This is a genomic window from Nocardioides sp., from assembly GCF_036503465.1.
GTDB lineage: Bacteria > Actinomycetota > Actinomycetes > Propionibacteriales > Nocardioidaceae > Nocardioides.
Window position 1 is genome coordinate 1 of sequence record NZ_DASXWU010000034.1, and the last position, 24,561, is coordinate 24,561.

At 71.4% G+C, this 24,561-nt stretch carries 20 protein-coding genes; 8 read left to right on the forward strand and 12 right to left on the reverse strand.

All coding sequences use genetic code 11. The features are described from left to right. The coding region (locus VGK78_RS05765) for a glycoside hydrolase family 15 protein (RefSeq protein ID WP_331526543.1) at nucleotides 1–988 on the forward strand (988 nt) is incomplete at its 5' end. Nucleotides 989–1,079: 91 nt separating this feature from the next. Continuing rightward, on the forward strand, nucleotides 1,080–2,129 hold the full coding sequence (disA, locus tag VGK78_RS05770) for a DNA integrity scanning diadenylate cyclase DisA (RefSeq protein WP_331526598.1): 1,050 nt from the start codon (nucleotides 1,080–1,082) through the stop codon (nucleotides 2,127–2,129). A gap of 117 nt (nucleotides 2,130–2,246) precedes the next feature. Here the strand turns inward: disA and VGK78_RS05775 are convergent, their stop codons facing one another. After that, entirely contained in the window at nucleotides 2,247–3,014 is a 768-nt protein-coding gene (locus VGK78_RS05775) for a hypothetical protein (protein ID WP_331526544.1), read from the reverse strand. Between the two features lie 117 nt (nucleotides 3,015–3,131). Between VGK78_RS05775 and VGK78_RS05780 the strand changes: the two genes are divergently transcribed. Beyond that, entirely contained in the window at nucleotides 3,132–3,998 is an 867-nt protein-coding gene (locus VGK78_RS05780) for an A/G-specific adenine glycosylase (RefSeq protein WP_331526545.1), read from the forward strand. On the opposite strand, the gene VGK78_RS05785 is transcribed toward VGK78_RS05780, so the two are convergent. After that, the gene (locus VGK78_RS05785) at nucleotides 3,980–4,555 is read right to left on the reverse strand and encodes a TetR/AcrR family transcriptional regulator (RefSeq protein ID WP_331526547.1); all 576 of its coding nucleotides are present in this window, start codon (nucleotides 4,553–4,555) and stop codon (nucleotides 3,980–3,982) included. The two genes, VGK78_RS05780 and VGK78_RS05785, sit on opposite strands and share 19 nt — an antisense overlap. A 94-nt stretch (nucleotides 4,556–4,649) precedes the next feature. Between VGK78_RS05785 and VGK78_RS05790 the strand changes: the two genes are divergently transcribed. Continuing rightward, on the forward strand, nucleotides 4,650–4,976 hold the full coding sequence (locus VGK78_RS05790) for a multidrug efflux SMR transporter (protein ID WP_331526548.1): 327 nt from the start codon (nucleotides 4,650–4,652) through the stop codon (nucleotides 4,974–4,976). A gap of 2 nt (nucleotides 4,977–4,978) precedes the next feature. Here VGK78_RS05790 and VGK78_RS05795 read toward each other — a convergent pair whose 3' ends face one another. The 7 genes from VGK78_RS05795 to VGK78_RS05825 all read right to left on the reverse strand — a co-directional run bounded on the left by VGK78_RS05795 (nucleotide 4,979) and on the right by VGK78_RS05825 (nucleotide 13,970). After that, on the reverse strand, nucleotides 4,979–6,016 hold the full coding sequence (locus tag VGK78_RS05795) for a hypothetical protein (RefSeq protein WP_331526549.1): 1,038 nt from the start codon (nucleotides 6,014–6,016) through the stop codon (nucleotides 4,979–4,981). An 85-nt stretch (nucleotides 6,017–6,101) separates the two neighbouring features. Further along, nucleotides 6,102–7,124, reverse strand: a complete 1,023-nt coding sequence (locus VGK78_RS05800; protein ID WP_331526550.1) for a glycosyltransferase family 2 protein — start codon at nucleotides 7,122–7,124, stop codon at nucleotides 6,102–6,104. Between the two features lie 106 nt (nucleotides 7,125–7,230). Next, a complete protein-coding gene (locus VGK78_RS05805) occupies nucleotides 7,231–9,825 on the reverse strand; it encodes an ATP-dependent Clp protease ATP-binding subunit (protein WP_331526551.1) in 2,595 nt (864 codons plus the stop codon). 304 nt (nucleotides 9,826–10,129) lie between these two features. Continuing rightward, on the reverse strand, nucleotides 10,130–10,450 hold the full coding sequence (locus tag VGK78_RS05810) for an Lsr2 family protein (protein WP_331526553.1): 321 nt from the start codon (nucleotides 10,448–10,450) through the stop codon (nucleotides 10,130–10,132). 153 nt (nucleotides 10,451–10,603) lie between these two features. Then, nucleotides 10,604–11,395, reverse strand: coding sequence for a type III pantothenate kinase (locus VGK78_RS05815; protein WP_331526555.1), 792 nt, complete (start codon nucleotides 11,393–11,395; stop codon nucleotides 10,604–10,606). Then, the gene (gene nadC, locus VGK78_RS05820) at nucleotides 11,392–12,309 is read right to left on the reverse strand and encodes a carboxylating nicotinate-nucleotide diphosphorylase (protein ID WP_331526556.1); all 918 of its coding nucleotides are present in this window, start codon (nucleotides 12,307–12,309) and stop codon (nucleotides 11,392–11,394) included. The genes VGK78_RS05815 and nadC overlap by 4 nt, the downstream gene beginning before the upstream one ends. Further along, nucleotides 12,306–13,970 carry an L-aspartate oxidase gene (locus tag VGK78_RS05825; RefSeq protein ID WP_331526557.1) on the reverse strand — a complete coding sequence of 555 codons (1,665 nt, stop codon included), beginning with the start codon at nucleotides 13,968–13,970 and terminating at the stop codon, nucleotides 12,306–12,308. The genes nadC and VGK78_RS05825 overlap by 4 nt, the downstream gene beginning before the upstream one ends. A gap of 74 nt (nucleotides 13,971–14,044) precedes the next feature. Between VGK78_RS05825 and VGK78_RS05830 the strand changes: the two genes are divergently transcribed. Then, nucleotides 14,045–14,944, forward strand: coding sequence for a sulfotransferase (locus VGK78_RS05830; protein ID WP_331526558.1), 900 nt, complete (start codon nucleotides 14,045–14,047; stop codon nucleotides 14,942–14,944). Here the strand turns inward: VGK78_RS05830 and panC are convergent. From panC to VGK78_RS05845, 3 genes are all read right to left on the reverse strand, one after another. Next, nucleotides 14,941–15,825 (reverse strand): pantoate--beta-alanine ligase, encoded by an 885-nt coding sequence (gene panC / locus VGK78_RS05835; protein ID WP_331526559.1) that lies wholly within the window; start codon nucleotides 15,823–15,825, stop codon nucleotides 14,941–14,943. The two genes, VGK78_RS05830 and panC, sit on opposite strands and share 4 nt — an antisense overlap. Next, complete coding sequence (locus tag VGK78_RS05840; protein WP_331526561.1) at nucleotides 15,822–16,739, reverse strand: Rossmann-like and DUF2520 domain-containing protein; 918 nt, start codon at nucleotides 16,737–16,739, stop codon at nucleotides 15,822–15,824. Before VGK78_RS05840 ends, panC begins: the two co-directional genes overlap by 4 nt. 189 nt (nucleotides 16,740–16,928) lie before the next feature. Continuing rightward, nucleotides 16,929–18,140, reverse strand: coding sequence for a hypothetical protein (locus VGK78_RS05845; protein ID WP_331526562.1), 1,212 nt, complete (start codon nucleotides 18,138–18,140; stop codon nucleotides 16,929–16,931). A gap of 117 nt (nucleotides 18,141–18,257) precedes the next feature. On the opposite strand from VGK78_RS05845, the gene VGK78_RS05850 reads away from it, so the two are divergent. Genes VGK78_RS05850 through VGK78_RS05860 form a run of 3 tightly spaced genes read left to right on the forward strand, consistent with a single transcriptional unit; the run spans nucleotide 18,258 to nucleotide 24,447 of the window. After that, nucleotides 18,258–19,319, forward strand: coding sequence for a hypothetical protein (locus VGK78_RS05850; protein WP_331526564.1), 1,062 nt, complete (start codon nucleotides 18,258–18,260; stop codon nucleotides 19,317–19,319). Continuing rightward, nucleotides 19,316–20,746 (forward strand): bifunctional cytidylyltransferase/SDR family oxidoreductase, encoded by a 1,431-nt coding sequence (locus VGK78_RS05855; protein ID WP_331526566.1) that lies wholly within the window; start codon nucleotides 19,316–19,318, stop codon nucleotides 20,744–20,746. Before VGK78_RS05850 ends, VGK78_RS05855 begins: the two co-directional genes overlap by 4 nt. Nucleotides 20,747–20,805: 59 nt before the next feature. Beyond that, nucleotides 20,806–24,447, forward strand: a complete 3,642-nt coding sequence (locus VGK78_RS05860) for a bifunctional glycosyltransferase/CDP-glycerol:glycerophosphate glycerophosphotransferase (protein ID WP_331526567.1) — start codon at nucleotides 20,806–20,808, stop codon at nucleotides 24,445–24,447. Nucleotides 24,448–24,561 lie beyond the last annotated feature (114 nt).

Genomic DNA, 24,561 nt, shown 5'->3' on the forward strand with positions numbered 1-24,561 from the left:
CGCGCTCTGGGCGATGTACTCCCTCGGCCTCGATTGGGAGGCGGTGGACTTCTTCGAGTTCATCGCCGACATGGCCGCCCGCGACCAGGACCTCCAGATCATGTACGGCATCGGCGGGGAGCGCGAGCTGGAGGAGCACGAGCTCGACCACCTGCCGGGGTACGCCGGCTCCCGGCCGGTGCGCGTCGGCAACGCGGCGTACTCCCAGCGACAGCACGACGTGTGGGGCGCCCTGCTCGACTCGGTGTACCTGCACTCGAAGGCCGCTGACCACCTCGACAACCGGATCTGGCCGATCCTCGACAAGCAGGTCGGCGAAGCGCTCAAGCACTGGCGCGAGCCCGATGCGGGCATCTGGGAGGTGCGTGGCGAGCCGAAGCACTTCACCTCCTCGAAGATCATGTGCTGGGTCGCCGTCGACCGCGGCGCCAAGCTCGCCCGGATGAACGGCGACGACGGCAAGGCCGCGGAGTGGGAGCTCGCCGCCGACGAGATCAAGCAGGACATCCTCGACAACGGGGTCGACGAGCGCGGAGTCCTCACCCAGTACTACGGCGGTACGGCGCTCGACGCGTCCCTGTTGCTGGCGCCGTTGCTGCGCTTCCTGCCACCCGACGACCCGCGCATCCGGGCCACCGTGATGGCGATCCGCGACGAGCTCACCGTCGACGGGTTGGTCCTGCGCTACAAGGTCGAGGAGACCGACGACGGGTTCAGCGGCGAGGAGGGCACGTTCACGATCTGCTCGTTCTGGATGGTCTCGGCGCTGTGCATCATCGGCGAGCACCACCTCGCCCACCAGCTGTGCGCCAAGCTGCTGTCGTTCGCGGGTCCGCTCGAGCTCTACGGCGAGGAGATCGACCCCCACAGCGGTCACCACCTCGGCAACTTCCCCCAGGCGTTCACCCATCTGGCGCTGATCAACGCCGTCCTGCACGTGATCAACGTGGAGACCGACGGTGGCCTCGAGGGCCGTACGCCGTACTGACACCCCCTACACTGACGCCGCAACACGGCAGCACCGACGCACGCCGACGAGGGGAGGCCAGGTGCCTGGCGCCACGGGGAACGACGACACGATGCGCCTGCGTGCGACGCTGTCGGCGATCGCTCCCGGCACCGCGCTGCGCGACGGCCTCGAGCGCATCCTGCGCGGGCGCACCGGCGCGCTGATCGTTCTCGGCCACGACCGCACGGTCGAGTCGATCTGCACCGGCGGGTTCATGCTCGACGTCCCGTTCACCGCCACCGGGCTGCGGGAGCTGGCGAAGATGGACGGCGCGATCATCGTCGACCGCGACCTGACCCGGATCACCCGAGCGGCCGTGCACCTGATGCCGGACCCGTCGATCCCGTCCGAGGAGACCGGCACCCGGCACCGGACCGCCGACCGGGTCGCACGACAGACCGGATTCCCGGTGATCTCGGTGTCGCAGTCGATGCAGATCATCGCGGCGTACGTCGGGGAGACCCGGCACGTGATCGAGGGCTCCGCCGCGATCCTCTCGCGCGCGAACCAGGCGCTGGCGACCCTGGAGCGCTACAAGCTACGCCTCGACGAGGTGTCGGCCACCCTGTCGGCGCTGGAGATCGAGGACCTGGTGACCGTCCGCGACGTCGCGGTCGTCGCGCAACGGCTGGAGATGGTGACCCGGATCGCCCGGGAGATCGAGGACTACGTCCTCGAGCTGGGCACCGACGGCCGCCTGCTGTCGCTGCAGCTCGAGGAGCTCGTGACCGGCGTCGACCAGGAGCGCGAGCTCGTCGTCCGCGACTACCTTCCGGCCGGCCGCCGTGCCAAGGGACCCGAGGCGGCCCTCGCCCGGCTCGAGGGGCTGTCGTCGATCGACCTGGTCGACCCCGCGTCGGCCGCGCGGGCGCTGGGTCTCGGCGAACATCTCGACGGCGCCGTCGCGCCGCGCGGCTACCGGCTGCTCGCCAAGGTGCCACGTCTTCCGTCGACCGTCGTCGAGCGACTGGTCGAGCACTTCGACACCCTGCAGAAGCTGCTCTCGGCCGGGGTCGATGACCTTCAGGCGGTCGACGGCGTCGGCGAGCTGCGTGCCCGCAGCGTCCGCGAGGGTCTCTCCCGGCTGGCGGAGTCGTCGATCCTGGAGCGCTACGTCTGATCGCGGGGCTTGGCGAATTCCCCGCTCAGGCGGGGCGTTCCGCACATAGTGGGGCAAATCTGCGCCAACAAGTGTCGAAGTCCCCGATCAGGCGGGGAATTCGGTGCCTGCCCGATCTCAGCCGGCGGAGGGGTGCTTCTTGTGGTGGCCGTTGTGCGAGTGGGCCGTTCGGGTGACCTCGGGCGGGCTGGGCGCGGTGAGCAGGAAGGTGACGTCCTGGGGGCGGCCGGCGAGGGCGGCCACGTGCAGGTGATAGGTGCCCGGGAGCGCCCACTCGGTCCGCACCGGGCAGCCCGGCTCGGAACGCCGCGCGTCCCATGTCAGCGTGACCCGGGTGGGTTGTGACTGACGGAGCACGAGGTCCTGGGTCGGCACGGCGCGGGCACAGTCGTTCGTGGTCCAGATCAGGTCGTTGCCCGAGGTGATCTTCAGCGCGATCGTCCGCCCGGACAGCTTCCACGTGCAGGCCGGCGTGTTCAGTGACGTCAGGTCGAGGACCAGGGAGATGTCCCGCCCGGCGATCGGCTTCGGGACCGACGGGGTGATCGCCACGTCGCTGGCCGCGCACGGCCCCGACGGCATGGCGACCGGCGTGACCGGGTCGTCGGCCTTCTTCGCCCGGTGGTGCTGGCCCGTGCCGGTAACCTTCGCCGAAGGCCCGTACGACGACGGTTCACCGGTGGACGAGTCGCCCGGCGTCGCGCCGCCGGTCGCGCTCGACGTGGCCGCGACGTTCCGGGCCGCATCGTCACCGGACGAGCCGTCACTCGAGCCGCCGAGCAGCTTCGCGATGCCCACGACGAGCAGCACGGCGATGCCGAGCACCATCAGCCGGCGCACCCAGTAGACGCGCGCCGGCAACGGCCCACGCGTCATCCCGCTCATGGGAAGCACGCTAGTCAGCGCGAGGACGCGCACGCGGTTGCACACGCGAGCGAGGACATTCCGATCCGGCGGAGTCGGATCGGAGGCCCGCCGCGCAAGCCGCTTACGATCACCTGCGTGTCCGAACTCCACACGCCGGTGCTGCGCTGGTACGACGCGCATGCGCGCGACCTGCCCTGGCGGCGTACGTCGGCGACGCCGTGGGGGGTGCTCGTCTCGGAGTTCATGCTCCAGCAGACCCCGGTCGCGCGCGTCCTGCCCGTGTACGACGCCTGGCTGGCGCGCTGGCCGAGGCCGGTCGATCTCGCCGCGGAGCCCGTCGGCGAGGCGATCCGGGCCTGGGGCCGGCTCGGCTACCCACGCAGGGCGACCCGGCTGCACGCGGCCGCGGCCGCGATCACCCATGAGCACGCCGGCGAGGTGCCCGACGACTACGACCGGCTGCGCGCCCTGCCGGGCGTCGGCGACTACACCGCGTCGGCGGTGCTGGCGTTCGCGTTCGGGCGCCGCCGGGCGGTGCTCGACACGAACGTGCGCCGCGTGCTGGCCCGCGCGGTGGGCGGCTCGGAGTTCCCGCCGGCGGCCGTCACCGCGGCCGAGAAGGCCGTGGCGCTCGCCCTGCTCCCGGACGACGAGCCGAAGGCCGCGACCTGGTCGGTCGCCCTGATGGAGCTCGGGGCGCTGGTGTGCACGTCCAACGCACCGGATTGCAACGAATGCCCGCTGCGCGACTCGTGCGCCTGGCGCTGCGCCGGGCATCCGGCGTACGACGGGCCTCCGCGACGCGGACAGGCCTGGGCCGGTACCGACCGGCAGTGTCGCGGCCGGCTGATGGCGCTCGCCCGCGAGGCCTCCGGCGCGGTCAGCGCCCGCGGCCTCGAGCGCGTGTGGCCCGAGGCCGGCCAGCGCGAACGCTGCCTCGACTCGCTCGTCAGGGACGGGCTGCTGGTGCGCGTCGAGCGAGGTTACGCGCTGCCGGCCTGAGCCTCCCCGCCCCAGCGCGCGGCCACCGCGTCGGCGAGGTCGCGCACGGCACGGCGCTGGTGAGCGGTCGAGTCGAGGGGCTGGTCGAGCTGCAGTCCCATGAACGTCGCGTCCACCAGGATCGTGGCCTGGCGGGCCGCGGCCCGGCGCAGCCCGGCCCGCGCGAAGTGATCCGCGACGGCCGACACCCAGTCGGCGTTCGCCTCACGGACCGCGGTCGCGTACGGCTCTCGACCGAACAGGCCGAGGGCCGCCGCCTCGACGTACAGCCGCTGGCAGCTCTGCTGCGGACCGGTCGTCACCGCGCGCCACAGGTCCAGCACCGCCGAGCGGAGGTCGCGCGGTGGCGCCAGCTGACGCAGGGTGCGAACCGATCGCGCACTGGTCGTGCTCAGGATCGTCGCGACCAGGTCGTCCTTGTCCCGGAAGTGGTAGAGCAGCATCCGGTCGCTGGTGCCGACCGCCTCGGCGAGCGGCCGGAGACTCAGCCCGATCAGCCCGTGCTCGAGCGCGTAGTCGGTGGCCGCCTCGGCGAGCTCGTCACGTCGTCCTGGCACGGGACCTCCTCGTCGCTTCCAGGGCCGCGTAGCAGATGCTACAGTAGAACGAGTGTAGCGACCGCTACACACGTCTTTCGAAAGAGTGAGCACCATGTTCAGCCCGTACGTCGTCCTGCTTGCCGCCATCGGCATCGAGGTCGGCGCGACCACCGCCCTGCCCCGCACTCGTGGCTTCCACGACCTCCCCTGGTCGCTGGCGGTGATGGGCGCGTACATCGTGTCGATCTGGATGCTGGGCCTCGTCGTGCGCCAGATGTCGGTCTCGGTGGCGTACGCCGTGTGGTCCGGGCTCGGCACGGCCGCGATCGCGGCCCTGGGCGTGCTCGTCCTCGGCGAGCGGATCGACACGGTGAAGGTGCTGGCACTGGCGATGATCGTCGTCGGCGTCGTGCTGCTCAACCTGCACGCCGCCCACTGAGCTCACCGCAACCGGCCGACCCCCCGCTGCAGCTTCCCGATCACCTTGGGCGCGCGCTTGTCCTGGACGCGCGGGCGGAACACCCGCTTGGGCGCGTCGTACGCGCGTCGCAGCAGCTCGCGCAGCTGCCTGATCTCGGCGTCGGCGGGCCTCGGTCGGCGCTCCCCCTCGTCGGGATGCGCCTCGACCAGCACCCGCAGCCGCGACAACGTGTCGAGGTCGTCGAGTGCGTAGCGTACGTAGAGACGTTCCAGCATCTCGGCGGTCGCGGCCTCGGGGAGGTCGAGCGCGAGCAGGGCAGCGATGGAGCGGGCGAGTGGTGCCCGCTTGTGGTGCTGCCGGACGTCGTCGCCCGACGAGAGCAGCGCCATCCACTTGCGGACGAACTCCTCGCTGTCGTGCGACTCGTAGTGCAGCAGCGTGAGCCCCGGATCGGTGACCGATGCGACACGTTCACCGGTGCCGGTGTCGATGACGTGATGGACGCCCAGGGCGAGGTCGCTCGAGGGACGGACCCCCGGCTTGCCGGTCATGTGCCCCCGGAAGTACGACCGCTGCTTGGGCTCCGAGATCACGCCGAGGACGTGCAACAGCTGGAGCTCCTCGTCGTCGAGGAGTCGCTTGAAGAGCGTGGGATCGGACGTCGGGTGCAGCCGGCTGACGGCCTCCAGGGGCAACAGCCGTACGACGCGGGTCCTGCGGTCGAGGCGGTCGAGGGCTGTCCGATCGATCCGAGCGACCTCGTCGCCGTCGAGCACGAACATCCACTCGGCCCACGGGAAGCCCGCCACGAGTCGCGAGACCAGGGCGGCGTTGTTGATCTGCCTCTCGTTGAGCCCACCGGGATCGAGCTCGCCCCACCACTCACCGTGCGCCCTCACGTAGGTCACGTCGGGGTGGTCGTCGAGGTGGGCCTCGACGTCCGGCAACGGAGCGTCGAGGAACAGCACCAGGTGGTCGATGCCGCCGATCAGGTTGCGGCGTACGAACTTCTCGACATTCTCCCGGGAGTCCTTCACCGTCGTCGCAGAGATGATCACGCAGCCTCCTCCGGTGTGCCGATGCGCGCCCTGTCGAGGCTGCACCCTCTCACGGCAGGCCCGGACGCCTCCGGCCTCGGGCTGGTCACAACCCCTCCTGCAGACGCGCCACGAGGTCGCCGATGTCACGCGCCGCGCCGCGGGGGCGGAAGCCGCGCTTCTGGACCGGGCGGGCCCGTTCCAGCAGCAGCCGCAGCTGCCGGACCGCCTCGGGTGAGGAGTCAACCGAGCGCTGTAGGGCGTCGGCGTCCACCTCGACCAGGACGCCGAGACGCTGGAGCAGGTCCACGTCGTCGGCGCAGTGCCGCTCGTACAGCCGGTGCAGGAACGATCGTCGGTCCTCGTCGTCGAGATCCAGCCGGGACAACGTGCGGATCGCCGCCGCCACCGCTGCCCGGTGACCACGCTGGCCGACCGACGCGCCCGAGCTGAGCAGGGCCATCCACTTCCGCACGAACTCCTCCCCGCTCGGCGACTCGTAGTGCAGCACGTGCAGCCCCGGCGCCTCGGCACGCTCGACCCGCTCGCCCTCGAGATCGAGCACGTGGTGCACGCCCAGGGCCAGGTCGGGGCGGGGGCGTACGCCGGACTTGCCCCGGGTGTGCCCGCGGAAGTACCGCATGTTGCTGGGCTTGGCGAGCTCGCCGAGCGCGGTGATGACCCGCAGCTCGTCACGGGAGCAGAGGCGCTTGAAGAGCGTGGGGTCGCGTTCGGGCCGGAGCCGCCCGACCGCCTCCAGCGTCTGCAGCCGGACGGCGCGCGCGTCGGGGTCGAGAGCGTCCAGCTGGGTGCGGTCGATCCGGGCGACCTCGTCACCGTCGAGGTGAAAGAGCCAGTCGGCCCAGGGCATCCCCCCGAGCAGTCGCGATGTCACCGCCGCGTTGACGACCTGGCGGGCGTTGAGTCCCTGGGAGTGCACGCCCTGGTACCAGTCGGCGTCTGCCATCACCGCTGTGACGTGCGGATGACCCTCGAGCAGCGCCTCCACCTCGGGCTGCGGCCCGTCCAGGAACACCACCATGTGGTCGATGCCGCCGGCGAGGTTGCGGCGTACCCACTTCTCGACGTTCGCCGCCGAGTCCTTCAGGGTGGTCACCGACAGGATCACCGAGGCACCCTAGTCCGAACGCTGCCGGAAATGCCGCCGGCCCGGTCGTCACCACCTCGCGGTGGGACGACCGGGCCGGGGGATCAGTCGCTTCGAGAGACTCCGGTCAGTCCGTGCCCGTGGACTTCTCAACGTCGGTCGGGCCGGGCGTCTCGGCGTCGCCCTCACCACGGCCCGCGGGGCCGACCGGCGGCTCGGCGCCGACGGTCTCCAGCGGGGGCAGGTCGGGCAGCTCGGCCATCTTCTGGCCCTTGAACGTGAATTGGGCCGTCGGTTCGTCGCTGTCGACGTCGACCAGGACGATCTGGCCCGGGCCGACCTCGCCGTACAGCATCTTCTCGGCCAGGACGTCCTCGATCTCGCGCTGGACCGTGCGACGCAGCGGACGAGCGCCGAGGACCGGGTCGAAGCCGCGCTCGGCCAGGAGGTTCTTCGCCGCCTGGGTGAGCTCGAGCGACATGTCGCGGTCCTTCAGCCGGACCTCGACCGCCGCGATCATGTTGTCGACCATGTGGATGATCTGCTCCCGCGACAGCGGCGGGAACACGATGATCTCGTCGACGCGGTTGAGGAACTCCGGACGGAAGTGCTGCTTGAGCTCCTCCTGCACCTTGTTCTTCATCCGCTCGTAGGAACCGGCCGCGTCGTTCGACTGGGCGAACCCGAGGTTGAGGCCCTTGGCGATGTCCTTCGTGCCGAGGTTGGTGGTCATGATGATCACGGTGTTCTTGAAGTCCACGACCCGGCCCTGGGAGTCGGTCAGGCGACCTTCCTCCAGGATCTGCAACAGGCTGTTGAAGATGTCGGGGTGGGCCTTCTCGACCTCGTCGAAGAGCACCACGCTGAACGGCTTGCGGCGCACCTTCTCGGTGAGCTGGCCGCCCTCCTCGTAGCCGACGTAGCCCGGAGGCGAGCCGAACAGCCGCGAGACGGTGTGCTTCTCGCTGAACTCGCTCATGTCGAGCTGGATCAGCGCGTCCTCGTCGCCGAAGAGGAACTCCGCGAGGGTCTTCGACAGCCAGGTCTTACCGACACCGGACGGGCCGGCGAAGATGAACGAGCCGCCGGGGCGCTTCGGGTCCTTGAGGCCCGCGCGCGTACGCCGGATCGCCCGGCTGAGCGCCTTGACGGCCTCCTCCTGCCCGATGACCCGCTTGTGCAGCTCGTCCTCCATCTTGAGCAGCCGCGTGGACTCCTCCTCGGAGAGCTTCACGATCGGGATGCCGGTCGCCACGGCGAGCACCTCGGCGATCAGCTCCTCGTCGACCTCCGCGACCTCGTCGAGGTCACCGGCACGCCACTGCTTCTCGCGCTCGACCTTCTTGGCGGTCAGCTGCTTCTCCTCGTCGCGGAGCTTGGCCGCGGCCTCGAAGTCCTGACCGTCGATCGCGGCCTCCTTGCGCTGCCGCACCTCGGAGATCTTCTCGTCGTACTCCCGCAGGTCGGCGGGTGCGGTCATCCGGCGGATGCGCAGGCGCGAGCCCGCCTCGTCGATCAGGTCGATCGCCTTGTCGGGCAGGAACCGGTCGGAGATGTAGCGGTCGGCCAGCGTCGCCGCGGAGACCAGGGCCTCGTCGGTGATCGTCACCCGGTGGTGGGCCTCGTAGCGGTCACGCAGACCCTTGAGCATCTCGATCGTGTGTGCGATCGACGGCTCGGCCACCTGGATCGGCTGGAACCGACGCTCGAGCGCGGCGTCCTTCTCGAGGTACTTGCGGTACTCGTCGAGTGTCGTCGCACCGATCGTCTGGAGCTCGCCGCGGGCCAGCATCGGCTTGAGGATGCTCGCCGCGTCGATCGCGCCCTCGGCCGCACCGGCGCCGACGAGGGTGTGGATCTCGTCGATGAACAGCACGATGTCGCCGCGGGTGCGGATCTCCTTGAGGACCTTCTTCAGCCGCTCCTCGAAGTCGCCGCGGTAGCGCGAGCCCGCGACCAGCGCGCCGAGGTCGAGGGTGTAGATCTGCTTGTCCTTGAGCGTCTCGGGGACGTTGCCGCGGACGATGTCCTGGGCCAGGCCCTCGACGATGGTCGTCTTGCCGACGCCGGGCTCGCCGATGAGCACCGGGTTGTTCTTGGTGCGCCGGCTGAGGATCTGCATGACGCGCTCGATCTCCTGCTCGCGCCCGATCACGGGGTCGAGCTTGGACTCTCTGGCGTCCTGGGTGAGGTTCCTCCCGAACTGGTCGAGCACGAGCGAGGAGGACGGCGTGTCGGACGGGGCGCCCGACGTCGCGGCCTGGGGGCCGGACTGCTCCTTGCCCTGGAAGCCGGACAGCAGCTGGATCACCTGCTGCCGGACCCGGTTGAGATCGGCGCCGAGCTTCTGCAGCACCTGGGCGGCGACGCCTTCGCCCTCGCGGATCAGGCCGAGCAGGATGTGCTCCGTGCCGATGTAGGAGTGGCCGAGCTGCAGCGCCTCGCGCAGCGACAGCTCGAGGACCTTCTTCGCGCGCGGGGTGAAGGGAATGTGGCCGCTGGGGGCCTGCTGCCCCTGGCCGATGATCTCCTCGACCTGCGCACGCACGGCCTCCAGAGAGATGTCGAGGCTCTCCAGAGCCTTCGCGGCGACGCCCTCGCCCTCGTGGATCAGGCCGAGCAGGATGTGCTCGGTGCCGATGTAGTTGTGGGAGAGCATGCGGGCCTCTTCCTGGGCCAGCACGACCACCCGCCGGGCTCGGTCAGTGAACCGCTCGAACATGCCTATCGCTCCTCATCGAAGGAAAACAGGGGACGCCCCCCTTCGGCGGTGGGCGTCACCTCTTCCAACTGGTTCTCCAGCCTACGTGTTCCGAGCCCGACGTACCCGTCGTCCGCTCACAGCGAACGTCGCGCCCCGCGGCCCGACAGGCGGGCGGTCGCCCTCGCGTGGCGGCGTCTTCCCCGGTTCACCGGGGATCGATGACGTTCTGGGGGGAAATTTCGGCCCAGAACGTCATGAGTACCCGGTGCACCGGGGAAACCGCCCGTGACCCGCCACGGGGTCGAGGAGCGAGTGGGGGCTGCTAGTGGGCGGCCTCGAAGGCCTCCCGGATCTCGGAGGGGATGCGGCCGCGGTCGGGCACCTGGCGGCCGTTGGAGCGAGCCCAGTCGCGGATCTCGCGGGCGCTGGTGCCGACCTGGGTACGCCGCTTGGCGCCGGCCGAGCGGCCGCCCGCCCGCCGGGCGGCGGCGACGTACTTGGCCAGGGCGTCGCGCAGCGCCTTGGCGTTCTTGTCGTTCAGGTCGATCTCGTAGCTCCGGCCGTCGAGACCGAAAGCAACGGTCTCGCTGGCGTCGCCGCCGTCCAGGTCGTCCTCGAGCGTGATGTGCACTTTCTGCGCCATGATCAGGATGTGTCCTTTCGGGGGTGAACAGGCCCAAGATATCGCGAGTCCTCGCGTCGTCCGGAAATCTACTGGTCCCGCCGGATATGACACAATCCCGACACGGGGTCTGTGGATAGATCGGGCGATATCGCGGGAAAACGCCCGAAAAGATCAACGGTTCCGAGCGAAGACCAGCTCGAGCCCGCGCAGGGTCAGCCACGGGTCGTGGACCGTGAAGCAGCGGCACTCGTCGTACACCACCGCCGCCAGGTACCCGGTGGCGATGACGGAGACGGTGGCGGGGTCCACGCCGAGCTCGGCGATCATCCGACCGACTATTCCGTCGACGGCGCTGGCCACCCCGAACACCATTCCCGACTGGAGCGCCTCGACGGTGTTGCGCGCGATCACCGAGCGCGGACGACGCAATTCGACCATGCGCAATTGGGCGCCGCGACGCTCCAGCGCCTCCAGCGATATCTCGATGCCCGGCGATATGGCTCCGCCGACGTACTGGCCGTCCGAATTCACCACGTCGAATGTGGTGGCGGTGCCGCCGAAGTCGACGACCACGGCAGGGCCGCCGTGCCGGGCGGCGGCTGCCACGGCGTTCACGATCCGGTCGGTCCCGACCTCTCTGGGGTTGTCGGTGAGCACCGGGACACCGGTGCGCACGCCGGGCTCGACGATGACGCTCGGGAGCGCACCGAAGTGGTCGCCGAGCATCGTCCGCCACTGGTGCAGGACCGACGGCACGGCCGAGCAGACCACGATGCCGTCGATCTCGTCCTCGCGCGCGCCGAGCAGCCCGCGGATCAGCACCGCCCACTCGTCGGCGGTCCGTGACTCCACGGTGGCGACCCGCCAGTCGTCCTCGACCTCCCCCAGGTGCACCAGCCCCAGCACGGTGTGGCTGTTGCCGATGTCGGCGGCCAGGAGCCGGACGGTGCCTCGCTCGGTCATCGCATGTCCAGACCCAGGTCGAGGGCCGTCACCGAGTGCGTCAGCCCCCCCACCGAGATGAAGTCGACGCCGGTCTGCGCCACCTCGAGGGCGCGATCCAAAGTGAGGCCGCCGGACGCCTCGAGGGTGACCCTGCCGACGGCGCCTGTTCGCTCGACCAGTCGGACCGCCTCGGCCATGGTCGCGGTGTCCATGTTGTCCAGGAGGATCTCCGTACAGCCCGCCCCGAGCAGCTCCCGGAGCTGGTCGAGGTCGGTGACCTCGACCTCGACCCGCAGACCGGGGTTGGCCTCACGCACCCGCTCGTACGCCCGCAGGGCGCCACCGGCCGCGACCACGTGGTTGTCCTTGACCAACGCGCGGTCCGACAGGCTGAACCGGTGGTTCACGCCGCCGCCGCAGCGCACGGCGTACTTCTGGAGGGAGCGGTACGTCGGCAGCGTCTTGCGGGTGTCGAGCACACGGGCGCGGGTGCCGGCGAGCGCGGCGACCCAGCGGTCGGTCTCGGTGGCGATCCCCGAGAGATGGGACGCGAAGTTCAGGGCGGTGCGCTCGGCCGTGAGCAGGTCCGTCACCGGTCCGGCGACGCGCATCGCGACGTCGCCTGGGGAGACGCGGCTCCCGTCCGGAACCCGATGGGTGACCTCGACGTCCGAGCCCATCGCGTAGACGAAGACCAGCTCGGCGACGCCGAGCCCGGCCACGATCCCGGCTTCCCGCGCCGCGATGTCTCCGACTCCCGACCCCATCGGCGGCATGGCGTTGCTGGTCACGTCGCTGCCGCCATCGGGGAGGTCCTCGTCGAACGCCCGCACCACCATCCGGTAGACGTCCTCGGAGTCGAGACCGGCATGGGTCAGCTCGTCGACCAGCGCGCCGGGCAGCTCGGTGTACGGCGTGCGGGCGATGCTCATGCGAGTCCCGCAGCGGTGAGATCGGTGGGTACGGAGGGTCGGAAACCGTGGGCCGGCTCGCCCTGCTGCAGCCACCAGTCGTGGTGACCGGACTGCCGGTCGTCGTCGCGGTCGGGAAAGTCCTCGCGCCAGTGGGAGCCGCGCGTCTCCTCGCGGAGCAGGGCGGCCTCGACGAGGAGGGTGGCGACGGCGTGCAGGTTGGTGGTCTCCCAGGCGTCCTGGTCCACCGTGGACGCGTCCGACTCGGCGAGCCCGGCCAGCGAATCCGACGCACCGAGGAGCCCGGCTGCCGAGCGAAGGACCCCTGCTCGCGCGGTCATCACCTCCTGCAGCGTCTTCCGGCAGGAGCCGTCGACGAGCCCGTGCTGCCGGGTGTCCGGAGCCGGGTCGGACCACGGGCGCAGCTCGCCCGGGAGGACCTCGGCGATCCGCCGCGAGAAGACCAGCCCCTCGAGCAGCGAGTTGGAGGCCAGCCGGTTGGCGCCATGGACCCCGGAGCACGCGACCTCGCCCGTCGCGTAGAGCCCGGGAAGGGAGCTGCGGCCCCAGACGTCGGTGGCGACACCTCCGGAGGCGTAGTGGCAGGCGGGCGCCACCGGGATCAGCTCGGTGACCGGGTCGACGCCGTGTGCCACGCAGGTCGCCAGGATCGTGGGAAACCGCCGAGCCCAGAACGCCGGCGCGAAGTGCCGGGCGTCGAGCCACATGTGGGGGCGACCCGTCTCCGTCATCCGGCGGGTGATCGCCTTCGCCACGACGTCGCGTGGGGCGAGGTCGGCCAGCTCGTGGACGCCCCGCATCAAACGCCGCCCCTCCCAGTCGACGAGGAAGGCGCCCTCACCACGCACCGCCTCCGAGATCAGCGGCTGCTGCCCCCGCGAGTCGGGGCCGAGCCACATCACCGTCGGGTGGAACTGCACGAACTCCAGGTCGCGCAGCACCGCCCCGGCCCGGTACGCCAGCGCCATCCCGTCCCCGGTGGCCACCGACGGGTTGGTGGTCTGGGAGAACACCTGCCCGAGCCCGCCGCTGGCGAGGACCACCGCCCGGCACCGCACCTCGCCCACGCCGTCCCGCCGGCCCTCACCCATGACGTGCAGCGTCACCCCCGCCACACCGCCGTCGTCCGCGAGCAGCAGGTCGACCGCGAGGGCGTGCGCGACGACCTCGATCTCCGGTGCGCGGCCGACGGCCGCGATCAGCGCCCGCTGGATCTCGGCTCCGGTAGCGTCGCCGCCGGCGTGCGCGATCCGATGCCGACGGTGACCGCCCTCGCGGGTCAGGCTGAGCTGACCGTCGGGGTGCAGGTCGAAGTTCGCACCGAGCTCGATCAGTTGGCGGACCGCCTCCGGACCCTCGGCGACCAGCACCCGCACCGCCTCGACGTCGCAGGCGCCCGCCCCAGCCACGAGCGTGTCCCGCTCGTGCTGCTCCGGGGTGTCTCCGGGGCCGAGCGCCGCCGCGATGCCGCCCTGGGCCCACTGGGTCGAGCCGGCGTCGAGCACGTCCTTGGTGACCACGAAGACCTTGCCGACCTGCCCGCGCAGCCGGAGCGCGGCCGTCAGGCCGGCGATCCCGGAACCGATCACGACGACGTCGGCGCTGACCGTCCACCCCGGCTCGGGAGCCGCGAGGCGACTGACCACACGACGTACGCTCACGGTCGCAGGCTAGTGGTCACGCGGTCCCCGACCCCGACCAGCCTGGCGCCCGCCCACTCGCCGGAGGTCACCGGATGCCGATCTACGAACGCCGGCAACGGCGTCTCGCGGCGCTGGCCGAGGCGGAGCGGTCGCTGCCGATCTCCTTCGCGATCGTGGGGGTGCAGAAGGCCGGCACGAGCAGCCTCTACTCGATGCTGGTGAAGCACAGGCAGGTCGCCGGCGGCCCGCAGAAGGAGCTCCGCTTCTTCCTCGAGCCGCGGGACTGGGGCCAGCCGGACTACAGCGACTACCGCCGCCCCGCCAGAGGCCCGCAGAGCGTGGCCGGGGACGCCACCCCCGGCTACCTCTTCTACCCCGGGGCCATGGAGCGCATCCACCGTTACGACCCTGGGATGAAGCTGCTCGCCAGCTTCCGCGACCCGATCGAGCGCGCCTTCTCCCACTGGTCGATGGAGCGCAGGCGGAACGAGAGCTATCCGGACCTCCCGGAGGCCATCGAGCGGTACGGCTCGGACGAGCTGCCCGGGCCGGTAGCTGCGGACGCCGGGCCGACACCCCTGCTGCGCGGCTCGCCGTTCGCCCGTGGCCTGTACGGCGCACAGCTCGAGCGCGCCCTGGCGCTCTTCCCCGCGGAGCAGTGGCTGCTCGTGGAGTTCCGGGCGTTGCTGCGCGACCCGCGCGCGGTGCTCGACCGGGCGACGGACCTGCTCGGTCTGCCCCGCTTCGCGTCGTACCCCGCCCTGCCCCGGCGGATGGCCGGCCCGACCACCAATCCCGGACCACGACCCTCGGTGGTGGCGGTCGAAGGGCTGGTCCGGCGGTACGCCGACGACCTGTCGCTCTTCGCCGACCTCTCGGGCCTCGACATCAGCGCCTGGCCCACCCGGCAGGCCGCCGAGGGGCAGCTCGCCGTGCCCGAGCTGCGCGACCGGCTCTGCGACCGGCTCGGGCTGAGCCGTTCCGGCTCCTAGCCGACCGGACCGAGGGTGATCGGGAGGTTGTCGATCAGCCGCGTCGTGCCCACGCGCGCCGCCACCAGCACTCGAGCCGGGGTAGCCGTGGCCGGGTGCGGGTCGGTGACCTCCCCCAGGTCAGGGGTGCGGATCGCGAGGTAGTCGAGGTCGAGCTCGCTCTTGGGCACCTCGTCCAGGACGCGCATCGCCGCCCAGCGCGCAGCCGGGAGACCGTACGCCGCGCGCTCGGCGGCGGCACGGAGGGAGCGGGACAGAACGACCGCCCGGCTCCGCTCGGCCGGGTCGAGGTAGCGGTTGCGGCTCGACAACGCCAGCCCGTCGGGCTCCCGCACGGTCGGGACACCGACGACCTCGACACCTAGGCAGAGGTCGCGACTCATCCGGCGCACGAGCACGAGCTGCTGGTAGTCCTTCTCGCCGAAGAAGGCCGCGTCCGGACGGGTGAGCCCGAACAGCTTGGCCACCACGGTCAACACGCCGCGGAAGTGCCCAGGACGCGACTCGCCCTCCAGCTCGGCGGCCAGCGGCCCCGGCTCCACGGTCACCAGCGGCTCGCCGCCCGGGTAGACCTCGTCCACCGAGGGCGCGAAGACGACGTCGACACCTTCCTTCTCGCAGAGCTCCAGGTCGTCGTCGAACGTGCGCGGGTAGCGGTCGAGGTCCTCGCCCGGCGCGAACTGCAACGGGTTGACGAACACCGAGGCGACCACGACCCCGGACGAGGCCTGCTGGCGAGCCGTCCGCAGCAGGGCGGCGTGGCCGTCGTGCAGGGCGCCCATCGTCGGCACCAGTGCGACCGGGTCGCCCGACCGTCGCCTGGGCGCGAGGGCGTCGGCGAGCTCCTCGCGGGTCGACGCGAGGAGGGGGGGCGGGCTCATCGAAGCGGCGTCCGGGGGTCGGGGTGCGTTGCCTGTGACGCGGCAAGCGCCTCGTCGAGCAGCCGGCGGATCGCGGCTGCGCGGATCGGAAGGACGCGCCCGTCGGTGACGACGCGGTCGAGGGTCGCCGCGCCCAGCGCGACGTACGACGGGAGCGTGTCCGGCGCGGTGGCGGCGATCTCGGCCAGGTGTGCGCGGACGGTGTTCACGTCGCCGCGCACGATCGGGCCGGTGAGTGCGCTGTCGCCCTCGGCCAGCGCGTTGTCCAGCGCCGCGGTGAGCAGCGGACGCAGGGTCGCGGCGGGGTCGTCGGCCCCGGCGGCCTCCAGCAACTCCATCGCCTGGGTCACGAGGGTCACCAGGTGGTTCGCGCCGTGCGCCAGGCCGGCGTGGTAGAGCGTGCGGTGGGCCTCGTCGACCCACATCACGGTCCCGCCGAGGTAGGCGACCAGGCGCTCGGCGACGGGACGCTCGGCCGGAGACGCGGTGACGCCGAAGACGCACCCGGGCACGCGGGGCAGGTCGACCTCCGTGCCGGTGAAGGTCATCGCGGGGTGCATCGCGATGCCGCGCGCGCCGATCTCGAGGGCGGGTGCGAGGACGTCCAGGCCGTGCCGGCCGCTGGTGTGCACGACGTACTGACCGGGACGGATCGCGCCGCTCGCGCTGAGCATGGTGACGACGTTGCCCAGCATGTCGTCGGGGACGGTGAGCAGGAGAACGTCGCAGGCCCGGGCCACGTCGGTGGGCTTGCGGATGGCGACTCCGGGAAGGAGGTCCGCCGCGCGATGTCGCGATGCGTCGGACTCGCCGGCGACCGCGACGATGTCGTGGCCGGCGCGACGAAGGCTCGCTGCGAGCACCGCGCCGACGCGGCCCGCGCCCACCACGCCCACGCGGAAGGTCGTATCCACTGTTGTCCTCTGCGCTTCAGTCCCACCGACCACCGACGCCCCCCGCGACATCCGAGGATGTCCGTAGATGCCCGGCCGGTGTGGGTACCACACGTGTCCAGAACACCCTCGAGGCTACGCGGGCGCGGAGCGCCACGGAACGGACCGCGCGTGTGACGTACCCGACTCAGGGGCCCGGGGCTCTGACGCTCAGCGCCGCCGTAGCCGACGGCGTACCCGACGGCCGAGCTCGCGGACCAGCTCACGACCGGGTACGCCGGTGACGGGTGGCGCCGACGTGGACGCGGGCGACGGAGCAGACGACGGAGCAGGCGACGAAGCGCGCGGGCGACGTTGCCGGCGGAAGGCCTTGAGCGAGCCGGCCAGGGCCTGCTCCATCGCGCCGGCGGCGGCCGCGGTGGGCATCGTGTCGGGCGGGTCGCCGAGGTCGTCACCGACACCGGCTCCGTGCCACCGCAGCAGGTCGGGGTCGCCCAGGACCGTGGCGTCGGCCCCCGCGACGGCCTCGGCGCGCGCATCGCTGAGACGGGTCAGCCGGTCGAGCGTCCAGCGCGGCAGCGGCGGGATCAGCGTCTCCCAGTCGGCGAGCGGCGCAGATCGCAGGCCGGCCAGCAGGGAACGCCGCGCGGGGTTGAGTCGCTTGTCGCCGACCCAGCCGTGCGCCTCGACGGCGAGGTTGACCTGGCGGCAGAACTCGATCCGTTCCATCGACAGCGACGTGTTGGAGTGTCGACCCGGGGTGAGCAGGCCCTCGGGCAGGCCCAGCAGCCGCTCGAAGGTCCGCTGCTGCCGGCCGCGGTCGTCCTCGTCGGTGACCAGCACGACGACCTGCTCCGGTGGCAGCACGGCACGCCACCGACGGACCAGGCCGTCGAGCCCGTGGTTGTGCCAGAAGACCCGGGCCGCTGCGCCGCCGCGCTTCTCGGACAGCACCTCGCGGAGCCAGGCGTCGTAGGTGCGGGTCTCGTTCACCGACTTCACGCGCTCCTGCCACGCCGACGGCAGCAGCCTGTCGAGCCGACGGGCCACCACGAGCACGTGGACCAGGTCGCGGCCGAGGTCGTCCACCAGCCTCTGCACGTGCTCGGGCCGGGCGGAGGAGAAGTCCTCGCTGGAGATCACGACACGGCCGGGCGCACGGCGTACCTCGGCGACCAGGTCGTCCCACTCCGACATGGGTACGTCGTCCTCGCCGACGCGGCTGCGACCGAGCAGGGCCCAGCTCGGGCGCATCTGCCGGTGGTACCCGCCGGGATAGGTGACGCCCGCCGCTGCGAGCTCGGCCCGGTGCTGGTGGAGGCTGCTCTGGATCGCGGTGGTCCCCGTCTTGTACGGGCCGATGTGGACGAGGACCGCCCGCTCGGGGAGCGGCCCGGGGACCTGCGCGGACTCCGTCGACATGCCGACCCTCCACTCGCGTCCGGCCCGCTGGAGTCTATCCGTCGCGGTCCTGCGGGCACCTTCGCCGCTCGACCGACGCGCAGGTCCGGGCCGTCGAGAATGTGACAGAGTTCCCCCATGCACGGCGAGACCTCGGCGCGGTCCGGCCGACGGCAGATGCTCGTGGTGGCCGGATCCGGTCGGAGCGGCACCAGCCTGTTCACAGGCCTCACCGCCCGGCTCGGCTTCCTCATCCCGAAGCCCGAGGTCAGCGCCAACCGGTCGAACCCGCGCGGCTTCGGCGAGCCGCGCTGGCTGGTCGACTACCACAACGACCTGCTCTCGTCGGTCGACGTCGTCATCGAGGACGGGCGTCCCGAGGCGTGGGCCCTGACCGACGAGGCCGCGGAGGACGCGAAGGCGCTGGATCCTCTGGTCGAGTGGTACGAGGGCCAGTTCGCCGAGAACGAGCGGATCGTGGTCAAGGACCCACGCCTCGGCTGGTTCATCGGGCTGCACCGCGTGGCCGCCGCCAAGGTGGGCGCCGACATCAGGGTCGCGACCATGCTGCGCCACCCGGCCGAGGTGATGCGTTCCCGCGAGATCGCCTACGGCACCCGCACGAACAACACCACCCGGGTGGTCGGGTGGATGACGATGATGCTCGGCATCGAGACCCGCACCCGCGACCTGGCGCGCGCCACCGTCCGGTTCGACGACCTCCTCACGGACTGGCGCGCGGCCCTGACCCGGGCGGACGCCGGCCTCGGGATCGGGCTGCTCGACCACGCGACCGACGACCAGATCGCCGACGCCGGTGACCTGGTCGACCCCACGCTCCACCGCTCCAGTGCCGACTGGGACGAGCTCGAGCTGCCCGCGCGCGTGCTCGACCTGGCCACCCGGACCTACGACGCGTACGGCGGGCTCGTCGGCAGCGGCGCCGACGAGCAGGTCACGACGCGGGACACCCTCGACGAGCTGCGCCTGGAGCTCAGCGCCTACTACGACGAGTGCTTCGACGTCGCCCGCACCCGGACGGGCGCGTTCGCCCGGAGCGAGAAGCGGAGGATCGCGCGCAGGGTGCGCCAGGAGATGCGCCAGGAGCTGCGCGAGGCGGCCGAGCAGGGGCCCGGCGGCCACAGTGTCGGTGACCTCGCCCGACGTACGGTGGGCCGCCTGCGGAGAGCGTCGTCGTGAGCGAGCCGTCGGCCGCTCCGCGCGTCGCGGTGGTCCTGGGCGGGGGCGTCGGCGCCCGGCTGGGGCTCGACATCCCCAAGCAGCTGATCAAGATCGCCGGCAGGACGATCCTCGAGCACACGCTGGCCCTGCTGCAGGCCCACCCGATGGTCGACGAGATCGTCGTGATGATGGCGCCCGGACACCTCGACGCGGTGCGGGCGATGGTGCGCAACGGCGGCTACGACAAGGTCACCCAGATCCACGAGGGCGCCGAGACGCGTAACCACACCAGCCTGAAGGCGCTCGAGACGTTGCCGGAGTGCTCGGTCCTCTTCCACGACGCCGTGCGGCCGCTGCTCAGCGAGCGGATCATCACCGAGTGCTTCGAGGCGCTCGAGCGGTACGACGCCGTCGACGTCGCGATCCCGTCCGCCGACACGATCATCGAGATCGATCCGCGGGACAACACGATCCGCGCGATCCCACAGCGGTCGTTGCTGCGCCGGGGACAGACGCCCCAGGCGTTCCGCGCCTCCGTGCTCCGCGCGGCGTACGAGCTGGCGATGCAGGATCCCGAGTTCACGGCGACCGACGACTGCGGCGTCGTCCTCCGCTACCTGCCCGAGGTGCCGATCTGGGTCGTGACCGGTGACGAGCGGAACATCAAGATCACCGACCCGATCGACGTCTTCCTCGCCGACAAGCTCTTCCAGCTCACCAGCAGCTTCGTGCCCGAGGGGCACAGCCCGGAGGAGTACCGGGCCGCCCTCGACGGCAAGGTCGTGGTGGTGCTCGGCGGCAGCTACGGCATCGGCGCCGACATCGCGGCGCTGGCCGGCGAGCACGGCGCGACGGTCGAGACGTTCAGCAGGTCCAGCACGAACACCCACGTCGAGCGTCGGTCCGACCTGGTCGCCGTCGCCGAGCAGGTGACCGAGAAGCACGGCCGGATCGACTACGTGGTCGCGACCGCCGGGATCCTGCCGCGCGGCTCGCTGCTGGAGACCAGCGAGGAGACGATCTACGCCGCCACCGACGTGAACTACCTGGCGCCGGTGTTCATCGCCCAGGTCTTCTACCCCCATCTGCAGCGCACCGGCGGAAGCCTGCTGCTGTTCACCTCGAGCAGCTACACCCGCGGGCGCAGCGGGTACAGCCTCTACTCCTCGGCCAAGGCCGCCGTCGTCAACCTGACCCAGGCCTGGGCCGAGGAATGGGCCGAGAGCGGCGTCCGCGTCAACTGCGTCAACCCCGAGCGCACGGGTACGCCGATGCGGACCAAGGCGTTCGGGGAGGAGCCGCCCCACTCGCTGCTCGACTCCCGGTTCGTGGCCGAGGCCTCGATCGACGTGCTCCTCTCCGAAGGCACCGGCCACGTGCTCGACCTCCGCCAGCTCGACCCGTTGGCGGATCCGGGCGGCCTCGGCCAGGACGATCTGGGTTAGCTGGGTCAGGGCGCCAGTAGCATGAGGCGCGCCGCCTTACGCACCGACCCAAGGGACCGATGCCGAACCGCCTCACCGCCGCCCGGTTGTCCGACGTACACCTCGACCGGGTGAAGCGTCTCGCCCGCGGCGCACCCGACCGCGCCCGCCGCGCCACCGACGGCGCGCGCATCCGGGCGCGGCGGGCGATCCACCGAGGTGGCTACGTCCCGGGACTGCTGTCGGTGGTGGTGCCCTGCTACCTGGTCGAGGACTTCGTCGACGAGTGCCTGGTCTCGCTGCGGTTCCAGCTCTACCGCGAGATCGAGATCATCGTCGTCGACGACGGCAGCCCCGACCGCAGTGGCGAGATCGCGCGCCGGCACGCTTTGCGCGACCTCCGGGTGCGCGTCGTCACCCGGGAGAACGGCGGGCTGAGCGCGGCCCGCAACACCGGCATCGAGCACGCCCGCGGCGAGTACCTCACCTTCGTCGACTCCGACGACGTCGTGACCGCCGATGCCTACACCACCGCGATCGACGCCCTGCGCGAGTCGGGCTCGGACTTCGTGCTGTCCTGCTACGACCGCCTCGAGAACACGAGGCGCATCCCGGCCGGCTCCTGGATCCGATCCGCGCATGCCCGCAAGCGGCTCGGCGTGGACCTCGACAGCTTCCCCGAAGCGATGGTGAACGCCGTCGCCTGGAGCAAGACCTACCGGCGGGAGTTCTGGGACCGCGCCGGCCTGCGGTTCCCGGAGGGAAGGATCTACGAGGACCAGCCCGTGAGCGCAGCGGCGTTCGCCCAGGCGAAGGCGTTCGACGTGGTGCCGAATGTCTCGGTGTCGTGGCGCATCCGCAACGACCGGTCGTCGATCTCCCAGAGCGCCTGGTCCACGGGCAACCTCGAGGCGCACAACCTCGCCGTCGCGGCGTCGTTCGACGCCCTCCGTGCGGCCGGCAAGGACCGGGCTGTCGAGATCCGCGCACTCCAGCTGATCTCGTACAACATGCCGTTCTTCACCCGGCACCTGGTCAAGGGCGGCCCTGAGTTCTGGACGCTGCTGCGGACGGCCGTGCTCGACCTCGTCGGCCGCGTCTCGCGCGAGGAGTTCGTGCACAGCGTCGGTGCCCAGGACAAGGTGCTGGTCGAGCTGATCGCCAACGACCGCCGCGAGGCGGCCGTGGACTACCTCGAGAACTGGGGCAGCGACGCGCGACGCTACCCGACGAGGGCGACGCCCGAAGGGATCCGGATCGCGCTGCCGCTCACGGAAGGGCTTCCCGACGACGTCGACATCCTGTCGGACCGCCAGCTCGACCTGGTGAGCCGGCTGATGCGGGTGGTCTGGAAGGGCGACGAGCTCGGCCTCGAGGGCTGGGCCTACATCCGCAACCTCGACCTCGAGGCCAACCCCCCCGAGCTGGCCGTCGAGCTGGTCTCCGCGGACGGCACGACGCGCGTCCCGCTCGAGACCGCGCTGTTCGACGAGCCGCGCCTCGACCTGATCTCGGTGCACTGGCACTGCAACTACCGTCCCGGCGGCTGGCGGGCCCGGATCAGCGCCGACCGGATCCCGGCCGATGTCGAGCAGGACTGGTCGATCGAGGTCACGATGACCGCCGCCGGAGTGCGCCGGACCTCGCGGCTGCGGGAGGCGTCTCCCGCGGGTTCGTCCGCGGTCCCTCAGGCTCACCTGGCCCCTGGCGGCGTGGCACGGACCGTGATGCGAGGCGACGAGCGGCAGCTCGCGGTGCGCGTGGCGCTCTCACTGGCGTACGCCGTGTCGCAGGAGCTCGGCCCGGACGGAGTCGTGAGCGTTCGGTTCCGCGCGTCGGCCCCCGCCCGGGTCGTGGTCAGCCACATCGACCACGAGCGCCGTGAGCTGCTCTCGGCCGTTCCCGAGCCGACCGGCCGCACCGGCGAGTGGCAGGTCGCGCTCGACCTGGCCTCGCTGCCGATGCCGACGTCGAACAGCACGTCGTACGGCGTGATCACCCGGCCCCTGCGCATCCGGGTGCGCCATCACGACGGCACGTGGACCCCGATGCTGGCGGCGCCCGGCACGGCGACGTCCCCGGCGGAGATCGACGACCCGTCCGCACATCGCCGGCTGACGCGCAGCACGGCCGGTGAGCTGGAGGTGATGGACCGGGTGCCGGTCGCCACGGCGTACGCCCTCGGCGACGAGACGCTGATCGTGCACGTGCACTCGTCCCTCGACCTCGCGGCGTACGCACCGGTGCTCTCCAGCGCCGACCTCGACGTGGCCGGCACCCTCGAGCGCGACCTCGGCGGAGGGTATGCGATGACGTTCCCGCTCGCGGGTGCGCGATGGGGCTACGACGACCTGACCCTGCCGCCCAGCAGGTACGCCGTGATGCTGCGGGCCGCGGGTCACGACCGCGACGAGGACCTGCCGGTCACGCCGTCGTCCGGCGTGCTCGACCTGTTGCCGGCCGACGAGCTGCAGCACCGGTTCCGCGCGCTCGCCGAGGTGATCCCGGGCAACGTGCCGGTGCTGAGCCTCAACCTCCAGGAGCCGCTCGGTGACGACGTCCGCGGCCAGCGCAACCAGTACCGGCTACGGCGCGCGGCGCGCGTCGAGGAGGCGACCCAGGACAGCGTGTTCTTCCGGTCGCTCTACGGCGAGGTCGCCAACTGCAACATGCTCGGCGTGCACCACGAGCTCGGGCGCCGAGGTCTTCCGCTGACGCGCTACTGGTCGGTGCGCGACCACTCGGTACCGGTGCCCGAGGGTGGCGTGCGGCTCCTCGAGGGGACACCGGAGTGGCACGAGGCGTTGGCCACGTCGCGCTACGTGATGGTGAACGTGCACCAGCCCGAGTGGTACCGGAAGCCGCGTGGGCAGGTCCTGATCGAGACCATGCACGGCTACCCCTACAAGGTGATGGGCCATGAGTGGTGGCGGAAGGGCGGCTTCCCGGCCGGACAGATCAACAGCTTCGACCGACGGGCGCGCGCGTGGGACTACTTCGTCTCGCCCGCGACGTACGCGACGCCGCTGCTGAAGGCGGCGTTCCTCGACCCGGCCGGAGCGACGCCCGAGATCCTCGAGATCGGCTACCCGCGCAACGACGTGCTCCAGTCGGAGGAGGCGCCGCAGATCCGCGAGCGCGTGCGCAAGGTGCTGGGCATCGCGGACGAGCAGCGGGTCGTGATGTATGCGCCGACGTTCCGCGACTACATGTCGGCCGACGACATGGCCGCCGAGCGGATCGACTTCTTCGACGTGCTCGACGCTGCCCGCGACGTGGGCCCGCGCTACACGTTCCTGGTGCGCGGCCACGCGTTCAACGCCCGGGCGGGCGGGCGGCACGAGGGCGGTGCGAACATCCTCGACGTCACCGGTCATCCGGACGTCAACGACCTGATCCTGGCCTCCGACTGCGCCGTGCTCGACTACTCCTCGCTGCGGTTCGACTACGCGCTGGTGGACAAGCCGATGATCTTCCTGGTGCCCGACCTGGAGAAGTATGACGCGGTCCGCGGCGGTGTCATCCCCTACGCCCCGACCGCTCCGGGGCCGCACGTCACCACGACGCGTGAGGTGGCGGCCCTGGTCCGCGACCTCGACGGGCTGGCACGCCGTACCGCCGCCCAGCGCGCCAGGTTCCGCCGGGAGTACGCCGACCTCGACGACGGCCACGCCTCCGCCCGCCTGGTCGACGCAGTCTTCGTGCCCCGCGCTGACGCCTAGCCCGCGCTGACCCGGCAGAAGGTGCATGCCGTAGTGCGCCGACCCGGCTCTTCGCCACGTCGTACGACGCCGACCCGGCTCTTCGTGACCAACCCGAGGAGCCCGGTCAGCGTG

Coding starts and splice junctions, on each gene's coding strand:
- nadC (WP_331526556.1), bottom strand. CDS start 12,309: ATGAGCATCGCCCGCACGCCGTACACCGAGCTGCCCGGCGCGCTGGTC.
- VGK78_RS05845 (WP_331526562.1), bottom strand. CDS start 18,140: ATGTCGACGGAGTCCGCGCAGGTCCCCGGGCCGCTCCCCGAGCGGGCG.
- VGK78_RS05815 (WP_331526555.1), bottom strand. CDS start 11,395: ATGACCGAGCGAGGCACCGTCCGGCTCCTGGCCGCCGACATCGGCAAC.
- panC (WP_331526559.1), bottom strand. CDS start 15,825: ATGAGCCCGCCCCCCCTCCTCGCGTCGACCCGCGAGGAGCTCGCCGAC.
- VGK78_RS05805 (WP_331526551.1), bottom strand. CDS start 9,825: ATGTTCGAGCGGTTCACTGACCGAGCCCGGCGGGTGGTCGTGCTGGCC.
- VGK78_RS05860 (WP_331526567.1), top strand. CDS start 20,806: ATGCCGAACCGCCTCACCGCCGCCCGGTTGTCCGACGTACACCTCGAC.
- VGK78_RS05790 (WP_331526548.1), top strand. CDS start 4,650: ATGTTCAGCCCGTACGTCGTCCTGCTTGCCGCCATCGGCATCGAGGTC.
- disA (WP_331526598.1), top strand. CDS start 1,080: ATGCGCCTGCGTGCGACGCTGTCGGCGATCGCTCCCGGCACCGCGCTG.
- VGK78_RS05810 (WP_331526553.1), bottom strand. CDS start 10,450: ATGGCGCAGAAAGTGCACATCACGCTCGAGGACGACCTGGACGGCGGC.
- VGK78_RS05830 (WP_331526558.1), top strand. CDS start 14,045: ATGCCGATCTACGAACGCCGGCAACGGCGTCTCGCGGCGCTGGCCGAG.
- VGK78_RS05775 (WP_331526544.1), bottom strand. CDS start 3,014: ATGAGCGGGATGACGCGTGGGCCGTTGCCGGCGCGCGTCTACTGGGTG.
- VGK78_RS05850 (WP_331526564.1), top strand. CDS start 18,258: ATGCACGGCGAGACCTCGGCGCGGTCCGGCCGACGGCAGATGCTCGTG.